Annotated in this window: 16 protein-coding genes; 6 read left to right on the top strand and 10 right to left on the bottom strand. The window is 50.9% G+C overall.

The annotated features are described in order from the left end of the window. Positions 1–39: 39 nt before the first annotated feature. The 3 genes from polA to ABJU74_RS04785 all read right to left on the bottom strand — a co-directional run bounded on the left by polA (position 40) and on the right by ABJU74_RS04785 (position 4,812). The gene (polA, locus tag ABJU74_RS04795) at positions 40–2,880 is read right to left on the bottom strand and encodes a DNA polymerase I (RefSeq protein WP_348385157.1); all 2,841 of its coding nucleotides are present in this window, start codon (positions 2,878–2,880) and stop codon (positions 40–42) included. An 80-nt stretch (positions 2,881–2,960) separates the two neighbouring features. After that, positions 2,961–3,800, bottom strand: coding sequence for a GGDEF domain-containing protein (locus tag ABJU74_RS04790; protein ID WP_348385136.1), 840 nt, complete (start codon positions 3,798–3,800; stop codon positions 2,961–2,963). A 124-nt stretch (positions 3,801–3,924) separates the two neighbouring features. Next, a complete protein-coding gene (locus tag ABJU74_RS04785) occupies positions 3,925–4,812 on the bottom strand; it encodes a LysR family transcriptional regulator (protein ID WP_348385135.1) in 888 nt (295 codons plus the stop codon). Between the two features lie 181 nt (positions 4,813–4,993). Between ABJU74_RS04785 and ABJU74_RS04780 the strand changes: the two genes are divergently transcribed. The 3 genes from ABJU74_RS04780 to ABJU74_RS04770 all read left to right on the top strand — a co-directional run bounded on the left by ABJU74_RS04780 (position 4,994) and on the right by ABJU74_RS04770 (position 6,796). Next, positions 4,994–5,410 carry an MAPEG family protein gene (locus ABJU74_RS04780; protein ID WP_348385134.1) on the top strand — a complete coding sequence of 139 codons (417 nt, stop codon included), beginning with the start codon at positions 4,994–4,996 and terminating at the stop codon, positions 5,408–5,410. Positions 5,411–5,448: 38 nt separating this feature from the next. Further along, positions 5,449–5,964, top strand: coding sequence for a DUF1993 domain-containing protein (locus ABJU74_RS04775; RefSeq protein WP_348385133.1), 516 nt, complete (start codon positions 5,449–5,451; stop codon positions 5,962–5,964). A 193-nt stretch (positions 5,965–6,157) separates the two neighbouring features. After that, the gene (locus tag ABJU74_RS04770) at positions 6,158–6,796 is read left to right on the top strand and encodes a PEPxxWA-CTERM sorting domain-containing protein (RefSeq protein WP_348385132.1); all 639 of its coding nucleotides are present in this window, start codon (positions 6,158–6,160) and stop codon (positions 6,794–6,796) included. A gap of 70 nt (positions 6,797–6,866) precedes the next feature. Here ABJU74_RS04770 and rimO read toward each other — a convergent pair whose 3' ends face one another. Beyond that, complete coding sequence (rimO, locus tag ABJU74_RS04765; protein ID WP_348385156.1) at positions 6,867–8,234, bottom strand: 30S ribosomal protein S12 methylthiotransferase RimO; 1,368 nt, start codon at positions 8,232–8,234, stop codon at positions 6,867–6,869. 150 nt (positions 8,235–8,384) lie between these two features. On the opposite strand from rimO, the gene ABJU74_RS04760 reads away from it, so the two are divergent. Next, positions 8,385–8,795 (top strand): DUF1761 domain-containing protein, encoded by a 411-nt coding sequence (locus tag ABJU74_RS04760; protein ID WP_348385131.1) that lies wholly within the window; start codon positions 8,385–8,387, stop codon positions 8,793–8,795. Positions 8,796–8,799: 4 nt separating this feature from the next. On the opposite strand, the gene ABJU74_RS04755 is transcribed toward ABJU74_RS04760, so the two are convergent. From ABJU74_RS04755 to ABJU74_RS04740, 4 genes are all read right to left on the bottom strand, one after another. After that, a complete protein-coding gene (locus ABJU74_RS04755; RefSeq protein ID WP_348385130.1) occupies positions 8,800–9,696 on the bottom strand; it encodes a phytanoyl-CoA dioxygenase family protein in 897 nt (298 codons plus the stop codon). A 71-nt stretch (positions 9,697–9,767) separates the two neighbouring features. After that, the gene (locus tag ABJU74_RS04750) at positions 9,768–10,487 is read right to left on the bottom strand and encodes an alpha/beta hydrolase (protein ID WP_348385129.1); all 720 of its coding nucleotides are present in this window, start codon (positions 10,485–10,487) and stop codon (positions 9,768–9,770) included. A gap of 69 nt (positions 10,488–10,556) precedes the next feature. Continuing rightward, complete coding sequence (locus tag ABJU74_RS04745; protein ID WP_348385128.1) at positions 10,557–11,618, bottom strand: potassium channel family protein; 1,062 nt, start codon at positions 11,616–11,618, stop codon at positions 10,557–10,559. Positions 11,619–11,625: 7 nt separating this feature from the next. After that, positions 11,626–12,699 carry a M23 family metallopeptidase gene (locus ABJU74_RS04740; protein ID WP_348385127.1) on the bottom strand — a complete coding sequence of 358 codons (1,074 nt, stop codon included), beginning with the start codon at positions 12,697–12,699 and terminating at the stop codon, positions 11,626–11,628. Between the two features lie 374 nt (positions 12,700–13,073). On the opposite strand from ABJU74_RS04740, the gene ABJU74_RS04735 reads away from it, so the two are divergent. After that, positions 13,074–13,496, top strand: coding sequence for a hypothetical protein (locus ABJU74_RS04735; protein WP_348385126.1), 423 nt, complete (start codon positions 13,074–13,076; stop codon positions 13,494–13,496). A 102-nt stretch (positions 13,497–13,598) separates the two neighbouring features. Here the strand turns inward: ABJU74_RS04735 and ABJU74_RS04730 are convergent, their stop codons facing one another. Beyond that, positions 13,599–14,765: a diguanylate cyclase gene (locus ABJU74_RS04730; protein WP_348385125.1), complete on the bottom strand. Its 1,167-nt coding sequence runs from the start codon at positions 14,763–14,765 to the stop codon at positions 13,599–13,601. A 260-nt stretch (positions 14,766–15,025) separates the two neighbouring features. On the opposite strand from ABJU74_RS04730, the gene ABJU74_RS04725 reads away from it, so the two are divergent. Beyond that, entirely contained in the window at positions 15,026–16,942 is a 1,917-nt protein-coding gene (locus tag ABJU74_RS04725) for a M1 family metallopeptidase (protein WP_348385124.1), read from the top strand. 21 nt (positions 16,943–16,963) lie between these two features. Here ABJU74_RS04725 and ABJU74_RS04720 read toward each other — a convergent pair whose 3' ends face one another. Next, positions 16,964–18,223, bottom strand: coding sequence for a GGDEF domain-containing protein (locus tag ABJU74_RS04720; protein WP_348385123.1), 1,260 nt, complete (start codon positions 18,221–18,223; stop codon positions 16,964–16,966). Between the last annotated feature and the right edge of the window lie 128 nt (positions 18,224–18,351).

Raw genomic sequence — 18,351 nt, 5'->3', positions numbered from 1 at the left:
ATCAGCGATTTCTGCTTGAACGCGTTGATTTCATTGCGGTTAATGCGCTTCATCCCAGGATTGTCCGGTGCCGATGTCCACTTCGAGAGGTACCGATAGTGTAACTGCCGGTTCTGCAGCTCCCGCCATGACCGAACGTATAACTGCCGAAGCGGACTCCACATCGCTATCCGGGACTTCAAACACCAGTTCATCATGAACTTGCATCAACATTTTGACTTGGGACAATCCGGCTGCACCAAGCGCGGGCCCCATTCGGGCCATAGCGCGCTTGATTATATCTGCGCTGGTGCCTTGAATGGGCGCATTAATCGCTGCCCGTTCACTGCCTTGCCGTTCATTCTGATTGGCTGACCGCAAACGTTCAAACCAGGTTTTGCGACCAAAAAGCGTCTGGGTGTAACCGCTTTCCCGCGCCGCTTGCAGCGTTTCGGAAATATAGCGATTTATGCCGGGGAAACGCTCAAAATATGTATCAATCATCTGCTGGGCTTCATCTGCATCCACTTCTAACCGCTTCGCCAGCCCCCAACGGGAAATACCGTATAAAATTGCAAAGTTGATCGTCTTAGCCCGTGCCCTCGTATCGCGTTCCACAACTCCAAATAACTCCTGGGCGGTGCGATTGTGAATATCTTCGCCCGCAGCAAAAGCTTCCTTTAACGTCTCTACATCGGCAATATGCGCTGCCAGCCGCAATTCGATTTGGCTATAGTCCGCAGCCAAAATAACATGGCCGGGAGCAGCCACAAAAGCCTGCCGGATTTGCCGCCCGATATCGGTGCGAATAGGAATATTTTGCAAATTCGGCTCTGTGGAAGATAGGCGACCAGTTTGTGCCCCACTTAACGAATAGCTGGTGTGCACGCGCCCGGTTTTGGGATTTATTTGTTCCTGCAGGGCATCTGTATAAGTTGACTTAAGCTTCGACAACTGCCGCCAGCTCACGACTTTCTGCGCTATCGGCTCGCCGTCTCCCGCCAACCGTTCCAGCACCGTAACATCTGTCGAAAATTGACCGCTCTTGCCTTTTTTGCCGCCCTTTAGTCCAAGTTTGCCAAACAGAATTTCACCCAGTTGCTTGGGACTACCAATTGAGAAGGGTTCACCAGCCAGCGCGTGAATGTCTTTTTCCAGACTTTCAATATTTTCAGCAAAGCTTTGCGACAGGCGCGCCAACTCTTCGCGGTCAACCAAAACCCCGGTTTCTTCCATTTTGGCGATAACGGGAACCAATGGCCGGTCTACCATCTGATACACTCGGCTGGCTTGCTCTGGTGCCATGCGCAAACGCAATATTTCCCAAAGACGCAAGGTAACATCCGCATCTTCTGCTGCATATTCCGTCGCCTTGTCGAGCGGCACTTCTGCAAAACTAATCGCCTTTTTGCCGGTACCGGTCAGCGATTTGAAACTGATGCATTCATGCCCCAAGTGCAGTTTGCTCAATTCATCCATCCCATGACCGTGCAAGCCCGCATCGAGATTGAAGCTCATCACCAATGTATCGTCAAAGGGGGTGATTTTCAGATCATGCTGCGCCAAGACCGTCATGTCATATTTTAGATTTTGTCCAATTTTCAGCACCGCATCATCTTCTAATAGCGGCTTCAAGCGAGCCAACGCATCATCGGTTGCGATCTGCTTAGGCGATTCTGCGAACATATCTCCGCTGCCGTGACCGAGCGGGATATAACATGCTTCGTTGGGCGCGATTGCCAAGCATAAACCGACCACGCGTGCGGTCACGCTTTCCAAACTGTCCGTTTCCACATCCACCGCGATAACCCGTTTGTCGCGCGCGCGTCCGACCCAGCTGTCCAGAGTCTCTAAATCCTGAACACATTCATATTGCGTGCGATCAATAGCTGGAGCAACTGGAGGAACAACGGCTGCAACGGAACTCGAATTTTCACTATCACCCGCAACATCAGGATTTTGGGGTTCCGATTGGCCGCCGCTCAATTTTTTGATCAGCGAATTGAAACCATGATGTTCCAAAAAGCTACGGAGCGGACCATCGGGAATATCCTGCAAAGCAAAACTGTCCAACGGATCGGGTAACGGACAATCCTCTTTCAAGGTCACCAGCACACGCGATAGCCGTGCCTGTTCGATATTGTTGAGAATATTCTCCTTCATCTTGGACTTTTTCATCTCTGGCGCCGCAGCCAATACCGCTTCAATATCACCATATTCATTAATCAGCTTGGACGCAGTTTTGGGGCCTATGCCCGGGACGCCTGGAATATTATCCGCACTATCCCCCATGAGACCAAGCACATCGCCCAATTTTTCAGGACCCACGCCGAATTTCTCTTCAACCGCTATTTTGCCCATGCGCACATTTTTCATAGTATCGAGCATATCGACCCGGCTATCGTCCGATGGTTCGATCAATTGCATGAGATCCTTATCAGACGAAACAATTGTGACCTTCCAGCCTTCCGCAACAGCCGCTTTGGTATAGCTGGCGATCATATCATCCGCTTCCACATTATCTTCTTCAATAAGCGGCAAAGAAAAGGCGCGCGTCGCGTCCCGGATCATGGGAAATTGAGGGCGCAAATCTTCCGGCGGTTCCGGACGATGCGCTTTATACTCGCTATATAATTCGTTGCGAAAGCTTTGCGATGATTTGTCGAGCACCACCGCCAAATGGGTTGGACCATCCGCCTTGCGTAATTCATCCGCCAATTTCCACAACATGGTCGTATAGCCATAGACGGCTCCGACCGGTTCGCCGTGAATATTGGTCAGGGGTGGTAGGCGGTGATAGGCTCGGAATATATAAGCCGATCCATCCACCAGATAGAGATGTTTTTGGTTGTCTGGCGACGCGCCAGTTGATGCTGTTTGAGAAGAATCTGTATCGGTCATGGCCACAGCACTAGCAGCGAGGACCAGCGGCGTCATCGCTAATTTGCTATGCTGATTTCACGAGATTTAGTGCGGTGGTTTCAAGCCCGCATACGAACGGGGCCTTGCACGTTTCCATTTTCATACATGGGTCGCGGCTTCTCGCGCATCCCGGCTGTATATAAAACACATCGATTGCGTCCCCGGCGTTTTGCCTCAAACAAAGCGCTGTCCGCATTGCGCATCGGAACAGCCCGCTCTTCCTGGGGTGAGACACCGGTCAATCCGATGCTGACGGTCATACGATGCGGAACGCCTTCTTGCGGTTCAAACAATGTATTCTCAATTTCGTGACGGATCATCTCTCCGATAATTTCGCCTTCGGCTTCGCTGGTGCTCGGCAATAAAATACCAAATTCTTCGCCCCCGATACGACCAACCAAGTCATCTCTCCGCAAGATGCGTTTGAAGACTGAAGACAATAAGACGAGCGCTTTGTCGCCGACCGGATGGCCATAGCCATCATTGATGTTCTTAAAATGGTCCGCATCTACAATCATCAGAACATTATTCTCAGATTTCATCCGCCGCTCATCAAAAAGCTGGATAAAATGTTCTCGATTAGCCAGTCCGGTGAGACCATCAATATTTGCCCGACGCTGCAGATCAATATTGACTTGCTCAAGCATTTCTTGAGTTTTTTTCAACTCTTCGGCTGTTTCAATATATATTCTACGCTGTTTGGTTACGTAGAGATTGGCCGGCACGCAGATTACCCACGGCACCAGAAATGCCATGGTCATGACATTCCAGAAATTTTCATCAACACCGAAAAAGATCAAATAGACAATGGCGCTCACGGTAAAGGCAATTAAAGCCTCAGCCGCTGACAACATGCCCGCTTGGCGCGTCGGTGACAATTTCCCAATTTCTTCGTACATGCCGATCAGCATAGTCGGATTTAATTGCGCGCCAGTTCAATTTAATGGTTAATGTTCCGATCAAAATTTCGCGTTTTTCTGAGAAAATTTAGCAAATCATGGTTAATATCGGGGGTGCCAGATGCTAGTCCGGTCGTTGGCCCGTCAACATCGCCTGATTATCGCGCAAAACCGTTTCTGCAAAATCCATAAACGCTTTTACCCGCGCCGTGCGCCGCAAATCATCATGAGTGAGAATCCAAATATCGCGCGAAGGCTGGGGCTCTTGTTCGGTTGCCCGCACCAAGGAGGGTTGATTATCCCCCATGATACATGGAATCATGATCAACCCCATACCAGCCTTGGCCATTTCCAACTGCAAGGCGATACTGGCGAAATTCCCCCACACCGGAACGCGTGAAAATTCTGTATCTTGGGTCCAATCGGGAAACCGGCTCTCTTTTTCCGTCCAGCCCAACCAACGCGCTCGTTCTGGATGATTGATAAAGTCTTGCTGTGCGAGATAATCAGGGTGCGCATAAACGGTCGTCGTATATGCAAATAGCCTTTTACCAACGAGTGTATCGGGCGGATTATTGTCCATCCGGATAGCAATATCCGCCTCCCGGCGCGCGACATCGAGCAAGTCGAAGCTGGTCAATATTTCCAGTTCCAAGCCAGGATAAGCCGCACAAAACTCTGGCAATCTTGGTGCAAACATCCCTGTTGCAAACGGTTCCGCCATGGTCACACGAAGGCTCCCGGACAGTTCATTGTCGCGCCCGGCAATATGCCGTTCGACCGTATTGAGTTCATCGGCAAAGGAACTGGCCGCAACGGCCAAATCTTCACCGGCTGATGTTGGAAAATAGCCTTCCGGACGCCGTTCAAACAACGTCACGCCAAGGGCTTGTTCGAGCTGCTCAATCCGGCGGCTCACGGTGCTATGGTGAACCCCTAGGGATTTGGCCGCGGCTCTCACCGTTCCCCCATTCATCACCTCGCGAAATGTTTTAATATCTTCCCAGTCCATCGGATTGTTCCTTTTGTCGCACCGCTTGCAATTAGCGTATTATTGGAAAAGATGCATGGCTCAAATTTGCACCACCAATGTGCAGATACTCTTTTAGACTTTGTATTTTTCCACCGGTAAAAAGAAACAATAAGGCGCAACAATAGCGCTTTTTTCATAAAGATGAACCGGAGGATCCCAAATGACTGTCCCCATTATTTCCGCCTCAGCGGGAGCCATTTTGATCATTTTGCAAGGCATATTGATGGTTCTAACAGGCTTGCACCGCGGCAAAGCCGGTATCAATATTGGTACTGGTGGTGATCTGGCTATGGAACGCAAAATCCGCCGTCATGGCAATCTTGCTGAAAATGCCGGCCTGTTCGTCGCCGTACTGGCTTTGGCTGAAATGACTGTTGTGCCGCATAGCGCGATCTTGATGATCGCCATTGCCTTTGTGGTGGCGCGTTTTTCTCATGCCATTGCTTTGTCTACTGCAGCGGGATCGCATGGTGCTGAAGGCGGAAAAATATTTGTCCTTGCACGGATTATCGGCGCTCTTGGCACGTTGCTCAGCTTTCTTGCGCTCGGCGTGTTAATGCTTATCAAGCTAGTTTGAAATTCAACATTTGTCACAATTTTTGAGGGGATCCCGAAATGTCCATAGAACTTGCCGATATTTTCAAAGGTTCAACCGCCCAAGCCTTTCGCGGTTTGACCACTGTTTTGATCAAAGCCAAAGCCCATGCTGAAGCGACCGGCGCGTCAGAACAGGCTTTTCTCGATAACCGCCTGTTTCCCGACATGAACGATATGAAATGGCAAGTGCAGATGATCACCGAATTTGCAGTGCGCGGAGCAGCGCGGATGACTGGTGTAGCCACCGATGATTTACCGAACTTACCGATGGAAGGCGACACATTTGACGCCTTGATTGCGCGCATTGAGGAATGTGGAGCAACGGTTGCTCAAGCGGATGATGCGACAATTAATAGCAATGCCGAGATGCAAATTTCCATGCCTATAGGCCCGGACCAGGCATTAGATATAGATGGCAAAAGTTATGTCCTGAGCTTCTTCCTACCCAACCTATTCTTCCACGTCACAACCGCTTACAACTTGCTCCGCATGCAAGGCGTAGCCGTCGGCAAGAAAGATTATATGGGGATGTGAGGAAATAGTAGGCCGTTAAACCATCTTCATAGTCCGTTGGATATTGTTTCAATTTGATACAATGCACGGCAGCATTTTTGGTTTGTTGCGAAAATCCGCAAATTCCGTTAATGATTCGTTAGGGTTCGCAAAACTCGGGGATGTCTTTATTCCCGCTGGCATCATGTCCAGTAAATCAAAAGGGCTTATTTCCATGAAAAAATATCTTTTTGCAGGTAGCGCTATCGCGTTACTTTCGGCCGTTCCGGCGCAAGCTGCGGAAGTCATTTTCACCGATCGAACAGCGTTTGATGCAGCCACTGGTGCCGGCCTGACATTTGAAAGTTTCGAAACCGAACAATCGGGCGCTACGGTAAACTATCCTGGTTTTTCGGTAACGGAATCAAACGGATTCGATTTCATTACACATACATCGATCAACAGCTTTTTCACCTCTGCTACATCAGATGGCGCCAATTCCATCTGGTTTGATGACAATGGCAGCAGCTTGGCAACCTTCGTATTTGATGCGCCAATAAATGCATTTGGATTTGACGTTGCGGCGGCGGCGGCTGGCACGATGACTTTTTCAGGCGGTGCGGCAGGATCCTTCGCGCTCGGCGCAGATACACCCACATTCTTTGGTCTCATTTCGGATACAGCGTTTACAACATTGCAATTCGACATGTCTGGCGGACCGGAAGTAGGTTTTGATGCCCTGTCATTCGGAATCGCTAACGTGGCCGCGGTTCCCGAGCCAGCAACATGGGCATTCATGATCTTTGGCTTTGGCGCCATTGGCGGCGCGCTTCGTCGCAACCGCAAAGCCAATGTGAAAGTCAGCTACGCTTAAGCGATTTTGACCGAACAAGTTTAAAAAGCCTCGTTGGTGCCGATCCAGCGGGGTTTTTTATGGCTTTGCTTCAAACGTTTACCGGCGCGCCAAACAGATCATGGGCGTCGGCTTCTTCAATCACCGCGTCGATAATATCGCCAATCACAACATCCGCACTAATATCGCGCAGAAAGACATTGCCATCAATTTCTGGAGCATCAGCCTGCGATCTTGCGGTTGCGCCTATGTCACCATCTTCATCCGGTTCGCCAATTTCATCGATGATGACGGGAAGCGTCCGGCCGACCTTGGCTTGTAATCGCGCAGCGCTAATCGCTGCGGTTTTTTCCATCAGTCGCTGATAGCGTTCTTCTTTGACCTCTTCCGGCACAGCGCCATCCAGGGCGTTAGCAGCAGCCCCTTCGACCGGTTCAAAACGAAAGCCGCCCACCCGGTCAAGTTGCGCTTCGTCCAACCAGTCGAGTAGATATTGAAAGTCTTCTTCGGTTTCACCTGGGAAACCGACCACGAAGGTAGAGCGGATGGTCAGATCTGGGCAGATATCGCGCCAGCTCTTCACCCGCTGCAAAACCTTGGCTTCATTGGCCGGCCGCTTCATGCGCTTTAATACATTAGGAGCGGCATGCTGAAAGGGAATATCGAGATAAGGCGTAATCTTACCCTCGGCCATTAACGGTATGACCTTGTCGACATGCGGATAAGGATACACATAGTGAAGACGCGTCCAAACGCCTAGTTCACCCAGTGCAACGGCCAGATCCGTCATATGTGCGCGGACTTCGCGGCCCTGCCCGATCGGTCCATTCCATATCTGCGGCTGATGCCGGATATCGACGCCATAAGCCGAGGTATCCTGACTGATGACCAGCAATTCCTTGGTGCCATTGGCAACAAGCTTTTCCGCTTCACGGAGAATTGCATCGGGTCGCCGCGACACGAGATCGCCGCGCAAGGATGGAATGATGCAGAAGGAGCAGCGGTGGTTGCAGCCTTCGGAAATTTTCAAATAGCTATAGTGGCGGGGCGTCAGTTTCAGCCCCGCATCGGGGACCAGATCAACAAAAGCGCCGCGAGCAGCGGGAGCCGCCGCATGGACCGCTGTGACAACATCTTCATATTGATGCGCGCCGGTGACGGCCAATACATCAGGAAAGCGATTCATGATCGTGTCGACTTCATTGCCCATACAGCCCGTGACGATCACACGGCCATTTTCGGCCATGGCTTCACCAATGGCTTCCAACGACTCTTCTTTTGCACTGTCGAGAAAGCCGCAGGTATTGACCAAAACCACATCGGCGCCGGCATAGTCAGCCGACATGTCATAGCCATCGGATCGCAACTGCGTCAAAATGCGTTCGCTATCGACAAGCGCCTTGGGACAGCCAAGGGACACCATGCCGACTTTGGGCGGAGAAGGAATTGCGGTTGCCATGATGGCAGCGCCCTTACCTGCTATTTTCCGATGAGTCACGCCTCCAATGCCCCGGTAATTGCCCAGAGCCTTGCGCCGACCAGCCGCCGGCTGGTTTTTTCGGCAGTTTCAGTGTAAAAACAAGCTGTTCACAAAACCAGGGAGGATGGAATGAATTTATTGGATGTAAATTGGATTGCAATTGTCGTTGCGGCCCTAGCGGGATTCTTCGTTGGCGGTATCTGGTATGGTCCAGTGATGGGCAAGAAATGGATGGGTGCCGTTGGCCTTACGGAAGAACAGATAAAGGAAGGCAATATGGGCGTTATCTATGGCGGTGCCTTTGCCTTCAGTCTGGTGGCTTCCTGGACATTGGCCCATACATTTTCAAGCTATGGCACCGACTTAACCGTCACCGTCAAAATATTAACAGCCCTTGGCGTGGCGCTTGGCTTTATTGTACCAGCTATCGGCACCAACTATCTTTTCTCGCAAAAGGGCAAGGCGCTGTTTTTCATCGATGCCGGCTATTGGTTGCTATTCTACACGGCCATGGGCGCGGTTCACGCTTGGTTGCCATAGACGCTTAGACAGACTCACTGGAGCGCTGGCTGACGCTTTTATAAAGATCGTCTCCATCGCTCCAGTCTGTCACTTTTCCGGAAAATAAAAACTCGGGCGGCACCACTTCGGGACTTTCGCCTGGGCCCGTAGGCGGTGTGTAATAGCCAAGCGCATAGCTGCCCATGCAATAGCCGAGCAAGTCCCGCAATTCCGGATCAAAATCTTTGGCAATATGCGGTGGACAGGAAAGATACTGATTCTCCTCTTGCCGCAACCACCCCAATGCATAGGTGATGTTGAGGCCCATTCGGTCATGATCCGCCGTATTGGCACCCCCGCTATGGATGACCGAACCCGAATAGATGAGAACAGATCCGGCTTTCATTTCGGCATATTGGATCTCATCAGGCGTGGCTTCGCGCCCGGATTTCCAGTGATTGGAACCTGGAACAACCTGCGTTGCGCCATTTTCCTGGGTAAAATCGGTTACTGCCCAAATCGTATTAAATTGGGGCTCGATACTTTCCTGCAGAAAGCCTCCCCAAGCGAGCCGGTCGCGATGCAGTGGCTGCTTCACCTGCCCCGGCTGAATACGAATAAGCTGCGTCAGATGAAGTTGGATCCGTTCGCAAAATGGTTTGAGAAAAAGCTTAGCCCCATCCAAAATCAAGCGGTCCATCACCAGATTGCGGCACATTTCTGAACGTGCGACCAAGGCGCCAGTGCGCGTGGTATGACGACCAGTAAAATCATCGCGCCCCAAATCGGTGGCCTCGACATAGGGCATAATTTCAGACTTTAGCTGTGCCAGAGCGGCAGAATCGATCACATTTTCAACAATTGCCGCACCGTCGTCATGTAAGGTTTGCGCCAGTGTTTCCGGTTTTTCTGCGGCAGATAGTCTTTTCAATTCAGCCATATGTCTCTCCTGTTGGAAGGATATGACCAATTTTCTATTGTGACAAGTCTGGCCGACCAGCACCGGTAATGTCAGGCACGTTCGGCTAACGTGTCCGCGATGATGCGCCAGATTTTGGGATTAAAACCCAATCCGAGATGTCCGCCGTCAACTTCAATGTTCCGCGCTTGGGGATTGTAAATATCTTTTGCGATTTCGGGTCCGACAATCCCATCGCGTAAGGAATAAAATACAGTTAGTGGTTGATCAAATCCGATGCTGTTGCGCGCGTGCACTTCCGCTTCGAAACTGTCGAGATCAATTTGCGCGGATTGGGCGTAACGTTGACCCGGCGTGGTATATTTGGGACCGCCGATTATCGGGGTTCCCATTGTGATCACTTCGCGCACGATGTCCGGCGACAAACGGGCCAGTTCACGCGCGATAATCCCGCCCAGGGACCAACCAATTAGCGTGAGCGGCTGTTGATCATTGCGCTCATATTGCGCCCGCGCAATGGCAGTAAACAGTTCGACATCGCGGTCAACCGAACCTGTATTACGGCCTAAACCCCAATCATAGACAGTATAATCAAGCCGATCGAGAAACCCTTTCAGCGGCGCCATTGACAATGCACTGCCGCCATAGCCGGGGATCAGAAAAATGGGCCGACCATCGCCTTTTGGCGCGGTCACGACGCGCGGCCATTGCAAGCCAAATCCCAGAAGATCGAGTGGCAATGCCAATTCACTCAATTGCGTCAGACGATTAGGGGGCCGCAAGCCACGCGGCATTGGGATCGCATTGGCCATCAGACTACTCCTACAAAAATGCTGATTTACGCCCTACACGAAACTTGTTCGCAGGTGCAACATTTCTGCTTAAAAGTTTTCTGTTCCTTCCTTCATGGCACCGTTTCCAGGCATGATTTCCACAATAATATCGCCCGCTTCAAGCTTTTTGGTTTCTTCTTCCCAAAACCCATACATATTATTGTCCCGATAAATGCGCACGCCAAGACCATCTTTGACAATATCTTTCATGGCCATGCCCACTTCCTTGTCTTCCACGGGGCGCTGGACGAGTTTGACGCGGCCCGTTGCCGATGCAAGATCGCTCAAATAGTCCGATATTTTTGCGCCTTCACAGCTTCCCGCCAGCAGCAAGCCAGCAAAGCTGACAGGATTGATCACGGTGGTTGCGCCGGCTTGGCGCGCCAAAAGCTCATTGTCTGATGCGCGAACCGAGACGCTAATAGGCAAATGATAGGCAAGATGGCGCGCGGTCAAAACAATCAAGATACTGGTATCGTCGCGCCCAGCCGACACAATCATCGAGCGCGCGCGCGATATTTTGACGTTCATCAAGGTCACGTCCCGCGTCGCATCGCCGTTTATCACCGCGCAGCCCATTTTCTCGGCCTGCGCCAAGGCTTCGTCCAATGGATCGACAACCACGATTTCTTCGGGATTAGTCCCGCGCTCGATCAGCTCCTGTACGGCTTCTTTGCCGCTGGTTCCGAAACCAGCAATTACAATATGATCGTGCAGATTATTCTGGATGATTTTCATACGCCAATTATCCCAGGTTCTCTTAAATACGAAATTATAGGCTGTGCCGACAAAGATTAGCACAACAAAAATGCGGATCGGCGTCACCACCAACGCATCAAACATCCGCGCGCGTTCGGTGACCGGTGCAATATCGCCATAGCCCGTTGTTGTAATCGAGATCATGGTAAAATAGACCACATCCAGAAAACTGACATCGCCGTCATAGCTGTCTTGCAATCCGTTGCGATCAAACCAATGCACCGCGACAGCCATAGCAATCAGGCCCAATACAAACATCACACGCCAGGTAATGTCCAGCCAAATAGGAAGGCTGGATTGGCGCCGCAGCGTCAAATAGCTAGAAAGATTGCGAGGAGCGCGGCCGGCCATAAATGGATCAGGTCCGTTTCGGCAAATGCGAGACGGGGTTTACCGGCTTTCGATTTTTGCGAATTTCAAAATGCAATTGCGGTTCCTGTACATAGCCGCTGTCTCCAGCCAGGCCGATGATATCACCGGCGGCAATCTTTTGTCCACGCGTAACATGTAATTTGTCGGCATGGCCATAGGCCGTGACCCAGCCATCGCCGTGATTGATCAAGATCAGACCACCAAAAACGCCTATTTCATCACCGCTATAGGCGACAACACCATCAGCAGCAGCCTTGATCGGTGTGCCTTTGACCACGCCAATATTGAGCCCGTCATTGACTTTACCGCCGCCTTTGCTGCCAAAACTGGACAGCAATTTGCCTTCAAGCGGCCAGTTAAAACGCCCCGTAAAAGCCGCAGGTGTGGCAATTGCTTTGGGTGTTTTTTTCTCGGCAATGGCTTTGCGCCAAGCCGATGGTTCTGGCTGGTCACCAGCGGCAGCCATTGCCGGTTGGCTGCCGGTGACAATATCATCAATATCAAGATCAAAGGCCGCGGCGCGTTCTTCTATGGTCATGGCTTGGGGATCAACCGGCGCCGCAGCCGGCAACATGAGATTTTGTCCAACCCGCAAAATAAAGGGTTCTTCTAGGTCATTTAGCGCAACCACATCCCGCCAAGGTACGCCATATGCCCGTGCGATCGCTATCCCGGTTTCGCCGCCATTTACGCGGTGATACCGGCCGCCGGTAATATTTAATTGTTGGCCGGGCTGAATTACATAGGGGGCAATCAGATCATTGTTCGCCGCAATAACTTGTGCGCTCGCGCCGGTTATATTCGCGATCCCACCAAGTGTGTCTCCGGCTTTAACAATATAGGTGCCGCTGTCGATCGTTACGGCATTGGGCGTCACTGGCTGCGCGGTCCAGACGGGCGGCGGCGCTTGAGATGGGCTTTGACCAAAGACCGAGGCATCTGTTTCAAGGGTTGGAACAGGAGCGTTGGCCGCGTCATTTTGGGGCCAGCTATAGTCGCGGCCTGGAGGAATACAGGCAGACAGCGAACATAACAAAATACCAACAAAAATCTTACGCATCTTAGGCCCCATACGCTGACTCTCACCCCTGAAAGACGGCCCTTTCTAGCATCTATTCCGTTGCTGGCTAGCCCTGCCGGCCACAAGTTCCAACAATTGGCCTTTTCTCCTTATGCTCAGAGCGTATGGCATGAGAAGGTCAATTTGATCTCACAAGCCCAGATAAAGATAATATCGCCATCATTTGAAAGATGAACTGCTTGGCGTTCAGGCTTGCGATTTTCGCCGGGATACCATGAAAGGTAGGCCGCAAAGGAGGCTGCGGCGAATTTATCCAATCCAGCGTCGGATTGACGCGCTATCGTCACACATTGCCGGGCAAATCTGTTTCAATTGCGTGGCTATTTTCCTGACTTGAGAGTAGGAACCGGGGCATGACAGCACGCAAATTAGGCAATCCATCGGGCGATCCCGGCGCGAACTCAGCCTTTTTTGAACCGGAACAGACCGTGCGTTCGGATATGGATGATCAACAATATTCTCGTTTTTTGACCTCCTTGTTGGACGCCCGCCGTTATGTCGACGAATTTTTCTACAATAAATATGGATTCCCTGCCTATCCCTATCTCGACATATTGCTCATGGGGTCGAACACCGATGATAAAATAGCGATCGAAACTATTTCCGATAGACTGTCTCTGACGAGCAGCACCACAAAACGCCATTTAGATCTGATGCAAAGTTGCGATCTGTTGGCGCCCAGCGATACAGGTTATTTGCTGACCGATTCAGCCAAGCAATTGCTGGTCGATTTTATCGAAAGCAAATTATCGGTCTCGTTTACCGTAGCAGATTAACGCTTTTTCGCGACTGGTCCTCTTTATCGCTGAGGTGAATGCGATTATGGCGAACTAGAAAAAAATTTTGGCAATCCCCAAAGCGGTCCAGATCCTATCTGACTAAGCAGCGTAAATTCTGCCTGAAGCGGCGGCTTCCCGATCCGCTGGCGCCTTTGCTCCGGATTTCTCAATCTTCATCTCATAAAGGCTCAAGTCTGTCTTCGATATCAGTTCGATGGCTTGCATATCGTCATTAGGGCCAATGCTTTTTAAGCCATAGCTAGCGCCGATCGACAGCTGATTGCTATCAATATGCACGGGTTCTTGCAATTTCTGAACCGCCGCCTCAACCAGCTGATGGCAGACCAGAGGTGGCTGATCGACAAACAGCGCCGCAAATTCATCTCCCCCGAGGCGCGAGATCATGGCAAATTCACCGATGGTTGCCTGAAGGCGCTCTGCAGTAATCTGCAAAATTTGATCGCCTGTCATATGGCCATGGCTGTCATTTATATGTTTAAATTTGTCGAGGTCAAACATCGCCAAGCTTAGACCATGTTCGCTGTGATGTTGCCTCAAGGCATTGTCTAGCTGCTCATGAAACGCCCGCCGATTATACAGATTCGTCAAAGCATCGGTATGCGCCATGTCATGCATTTTGCGCTGCAAATCGATCATTTGCACCATTTGACGATGTTGCCGTCGAACTAGGCCAACCAGGAATAAAGTGGATGCAACCATCGTCGCGCCCAAGGCAATATCAATCATCATGCCTGAGGTTAAAAGCAAAGTACAAATCGGCAGGATACCGATGGAAACATTCAATATCGCAGATCGCGGCATAAGCGAAAAACAATAGGCCGTGGAAAAAGCACCCAGAGCCATGAAGGCTGGGATATAATAACGGAAACTGCTGGTTTCCGATTGCCAGGCCAATACGCTCCAAAATGCACAAAGCGATCCGATAATAGCAGAGGCCACCGCAACGCTGCGCAATAATTTTAGCGCGGTTTCCGGTTCAAAAATGTCATGGCGACGACGCACCCACAAGATCATGCGCCCGATCAAGGCGGTGGTTACCACAATCGGAATGATAACCCGCAGCCAGATGGACGAGGAATCTGTGACGGCATAAATACAGGAAAATATGTCGAAGACCATGACCAGATAGAGCCATGGAATTCCCTTTTTCAAGGCACGGAACTGCACTTCCAACACCTTGTCACCGGCATCACCGGGTTGGTGTACAAGTCCGAATAAATCCCACAATTTATCAGTTTGGCCCATGCCAAACAGGGTTAGGAAAATATACTTAATTTCGGATTAAAATCAACGTCCCCATCTTGTCCGGTCTTGCGGTCTATCCTATCGCTACAATTTACTGTTCTTTCTGAAAGTCCCTGGCGTTCAGCCCGCTTTTGAAGCGGAAGATATCCAGCACCAAGCCTCGCGCCTCGATTCTAATCCGCATTTATCTTAATATCATTTGCAACCGCCCATTTCGGATCTTAGGGACGATAATAATATTCTATTTTCGGAGACAAGTGATGCGCCTGTTCGCGATCTTAACAATGATCCTCACGACCGCCACCCTGGCGGCGTGTTCGGCCGATAATGCTTCAGAGAAATCCGACAACGAAACATCAATCATCTCTCCCATTATTTCCAGTGAGGATGCTAAAGACCCTTATAGCTATGCCCAGCCCGAAATCGCGCGAGTGACCCATGTTGATCTCGATTTGGCGCTCAATTTCGAAAGCAAGAATGTGAGCGGCACGGCGTCGCTGGACATATTGGCAAATGATGGTGTCGATACGGTCATTCTCGACATTTTGGATTTGGAAATTTTCTCTGTTACCGATGCTGACGGCACTGCTCTCTCCTATGCGTTAGGCAAAGCTGAAGAGGGCAAGGGATCGCCGCTCGAAATTGTCATGGGCGACAAGCGGCAGATAGTAATCACCTATAAATCAGGGCCCAATGCAAAAGCGTTGCAATGGCTCGTTCCCGAGCAAACCGCCGGCGGTCAACATCCCTATCTGCTCAGCCAAGGACAACCAACTTTGAATCGTACCTGGATTCCGACACAAGACAGCCCGGGTATTCGGCAAACATGGAAAGCGAAAATTTCCGCACCCGAGCCATTGACCGTGGTCATGTCCGGCCTGTCTAACCAAGAACCGGAAGATGTTGGCGAAGGGCGGCGCGCCTTTCATTTTGAAATGGACAAACCGGTCGCGCCCTATTTGATTGCCATTGCTGCAGGAGACATTGTGTTCAAGGCGCTGGGACCGCGTTCCGGTGTGTGGACAGAGCCTGTCATGCTCGACAAAGCGGCGGCCGAATTGGTCGACACCGAAAAAATGATCGACGCGGCCGAAGAGTTGTACGGTCCTTATCGCTGGGGCCGCTATGATATGATCGTCTTGCCACCGAGCTTTCCATATGGTGGCATGGAAAACCCGGTCATGACATTTTTGACGCCAACTTTTATCGCCGGTGATCGCAGCCTGACGGGCCTCGTGGCGCATGAATTGGCGCATAGCTGGTCGGGCAATTTGGTAACCAATGCCAATTGGTCGGACAGTTGGTTGAATGAAGGCACGACCAGCTATTTCGAGAACAGGATTATTGAAAAGTTATATGGCGAGAAACGCGCCAACCAAGAGCGCGCGCTAAATTTTGCCGGAATGGAAGAAACAATTGCCGAAAACGGTTCGGATTCTAACATAACCGCCTTGCATCTGACCGGCGAAAACGCGAGCCCTGAAGGCGGTGTAAGCGGCGTCATTTATGACAAAGGCGCGAGTTTCCTACACACCGTCGAAGCGATAGTCGGGCGAGAAAAATTTGATATATGGTTGGAAAGCTGGTTCGATCGACATGCTTTTCAACCGGCGACATCGGCCTTGTTTCTTGCTGATATGCGCAAAAACCTGGTCAAGGGTGATGCAAAATTGGAAGCAAAACTCATGCTTGATGCCTGGATCTATCAGCCCGGTCTGCCATCCAATGCGTTACGCCCTGATCCTGCGGCTTTTGCCGAGGTGGATGCTGCTGCTAAAGACTATGCCAGCCGCCGTTCACTGGACAAAAATTTGTGGCGCAATTGGACCAGCGCTGAACGCCTGCGATTGCTGAATAAATTACCGGAAAAATTGTCAGCGAAAGAGTTGGCCCAGCTGGATAATGATCTTGGTTTGACAAATTCAACCAATAACGAGATTCTCTTTGCCTGGCTTAATCTGGCACTGCAGAACCGCTATGCCCCTGCCGTACCTTCAGCAGAAAAATTCCTTGCGACCGTAGGCCGCCGCAAATTTGTGGCACCATTGTTTGAAACACTGATGGAACAGGACAATTGGGGCACACCCATTGCCAAACGCATTTACGCCCAAACCCGCGGCGGATATCATTCTGTAACGACAGGAACCGTTGACGAGCTGGTGCTCGCTGACCGTTAAAATTTCTGCCCGCGCAAAAGCTTATCCGTTATCACGGTGCGATACGCGTGGCACTGATGCGCGCTTTGGATCAGGCCAGGAAGGATTTAGAGCAACCAATTTTGACTGCGGTTCCGAGAAGCTATCGTCCAGCCGCTGTTCTTCTGCATTTTCAACACGGTCCCGGCCTCTCGACTTTGCCCGATATAATGCTTCATCGGCTCGCGCGAACAGTTGCTTATAGGTCTCGCCTTCGCGCGCCGTGGCGAGGCCAAAACTTGCCGTCAATCGGATATCTTCACCGAGATCAGAATGCTGCAAGCTAGCAAAGCCTTGTCGGATCCGTTCGGCTAGTCGATGAGCAGGATCATTTTCGCAATTCCAAACCGCGATACAAAATTCTTCTCCGCCGATGCGACCAGCTTTGTCGCACCCGCGCACCATCTTGCTAATCAGCGCACCAAAATTACCAAGCGCTTGATCGCCAGCTTGATGCCCCCAAATATCATTAACCTGCTTGAAGTGATCGATATCAGCCACGACCAAACTCAGCGCCCGTCCTTCCGTCTGCGCACGCGGCAGAAGATTGCGCATGGATTGTTCAAAAGAACCGCGGTTGTACAAACCAGTTAAACCGTCGCGCTCGCTGCTTTCTCTCAATGCCGTAGTCCATTCGGCGATGGAAGCACCGATCAGGACCATGGCGGTAACCACGCCTTTCACACCAAGCACCAACCCGATCAGCGAATAATAGATCGATTCTCGATACGCCTCGGCCGGAATTGAGCGCTCAAACATCAAGGTTATACTGGGCCTGACCAGAAAGTCTGCCGCCTGAAAGGCGATGACAGCAATGATGGCGACATCAATCACGTTACGACGGCGGGCGGTAAGAAGCGCGGTCATTCCAATAATGAACATGACACCATAGCCCATATTTACAATCACCAGTCGTGGGCCGACATCATTGGAGAGATTGACGGCCAAGGCCAATACCAGCGCGCTAACGACATAAACTGCGGCAAAGCTTGTAAGATGTAGCTTTTGTCCAGCCCGCTCGCAAACCGAAGCCAATAAAGCGATAGACCCCATCGTGTAGAATAGCTGGGTCATATGGAAGAGATAAAAACCGTCAGCTGGAAAAAAGTGGGTGATCAGAAATCCGATGGCAGAAAAGGCATAGGCCAAACCAAAGCCCAGCACATGTCGCTTTAGTCGGCCTACGCGCCAAAGCACAACAAATGTCGCCGCGAAAAACAGCGCCATAATTGGTGTCACCAGTCCAAGAATCTGAGTTTGCATCTACCCCCACGCGCTTCTGCCCTTTCGGGTTAGGTCAATAAGGTTAAAGGCGTCTTAAGGAATTGCTTAGCGTTGCCCGCTTATTTTTCGTTTTTCATCTGGATGATGGCGGCAAAGATTCCGTTGGA

Origin of the sequence: Parasphingorhabdus sp. (genome assembly GCF_039982415.1) — a bacterium.
Taxonomy (GTDB): Bacteria; Pseudomonadota; Alphaproteobacteria; order Sphingomonadales; family Sphingomonadaceae; genus Parasphingorhabdus.
This window is presented reverse-complemented; position numbering and strand designations above follow the sequence as displayed.

Coding starts and splice junctions, on each gene's coding strand:
- polA (WP_348385157.1), bottom strand. CDS start 2,880: ATGACCGATACAGATTCTTCTCAAACAGCATCAACTGGCGCGTCGCCA.
- ABJU74_RS04790 (WP_348385136.1), bottom strand. CDS start 3,800: ATGTACGAAGAAATTGGGAAATTGTCACCGACGCGCCAAGCGGGCATG.
- ABJU74_RS04785 (WP_348385135.1), bottom strand. CDS start 4,812: ATGGACTGGGAAGATATTAAAACATTTCGCGAGGTGATGAATGGGGGA.
- ABJU74_RS04780 (WP_348385134.1), top strand. CDS start 4,994: ATGACTGTCCCCATTATTTCCGCCTCAGCGGGAGCCATTTTGATCATT.
- ABJU74_RS04775 (WP_348385133.1), top strand. CDS start 5,449: ATGTCCATAGAACTTGCCGATATTTTCAAAGGTTCAACCGCCCAAGCC.
- ABJU74_RS04770 (WP_348385132.1), top strand. CDS start 6,158: ATGAAAAAATATCTTTTTGCAGGTAGCGCTATCGCGTTACTTTCGGCC.
- rimO (WP_348385156.1), bottom strand. CDS start 8,234: ATGGCAACCGCAATTCCTTCTCCGCCCAAAGTCGGCATGGTGTCCCTT.
- ABJU74_RS04760 (WP_348385131.1), top strand. CDS start 8,385: ATGAATTTATTGGATGTAAATTGGATTGCAATTGTCGTTGCGGCCCTA.
- ABJU74_RS04755 (WP_348385130.1), bottom strand. CDS start 9,696: ATGGCTGAATTGAAAAGACTATCTGCCGCAGAAAAACCGGAAACACTG.
- ABJU74_RS04750 (WP_348385129.1), bottom strand. CDS start 10,487: ATGGCCAATGCGATCCCAATGCCGCGTGGCTTGCGGCCCCCTAATCGT.
- ABJU74_RS04745 (WP_348385128.1), bottom strand. CDS start 11,618: ATGGCCGGCCGCGCTCCTCGCAATCTTTCTAGCTATTTGACGCTGCGG.
- ABJU74_RS04740 (WP_348385127.1), bottom strand. CDS start 12,699: ATGCGTAAGATTTTTGTTGGTATTTTGTTATGTTCGCTGTCTGCCTGT.
- ABJU74_RS04735 (WP_348385126.1), top strand. CDS start 13,074: ATGACAGCACGCAAATTAGGCAATCCATCGGGCGATCCCGGCGCGAAC.
- ABJU74_RS04730 (WP_348385125.1), bottom strand. CDS start 14,765: ATGGGCCAAACTGATAAATTGTGGGATTTATTCGGACTTGTACACCAA.
- ABJU74_RS04725 (WP_348385124.1), top strand. CDS start 15,026: ATGCGCCTGTTCGCGATCTTAACAATGATCCTCACGACCGCCACCCTG.
- ABJU74_RS04720 (WP_348385123.1), bottom strand. CDS start 18,223: ATGCAAACTCAGATTCTTGGACTGGTGACACCAATTATGGCGCTGTTT.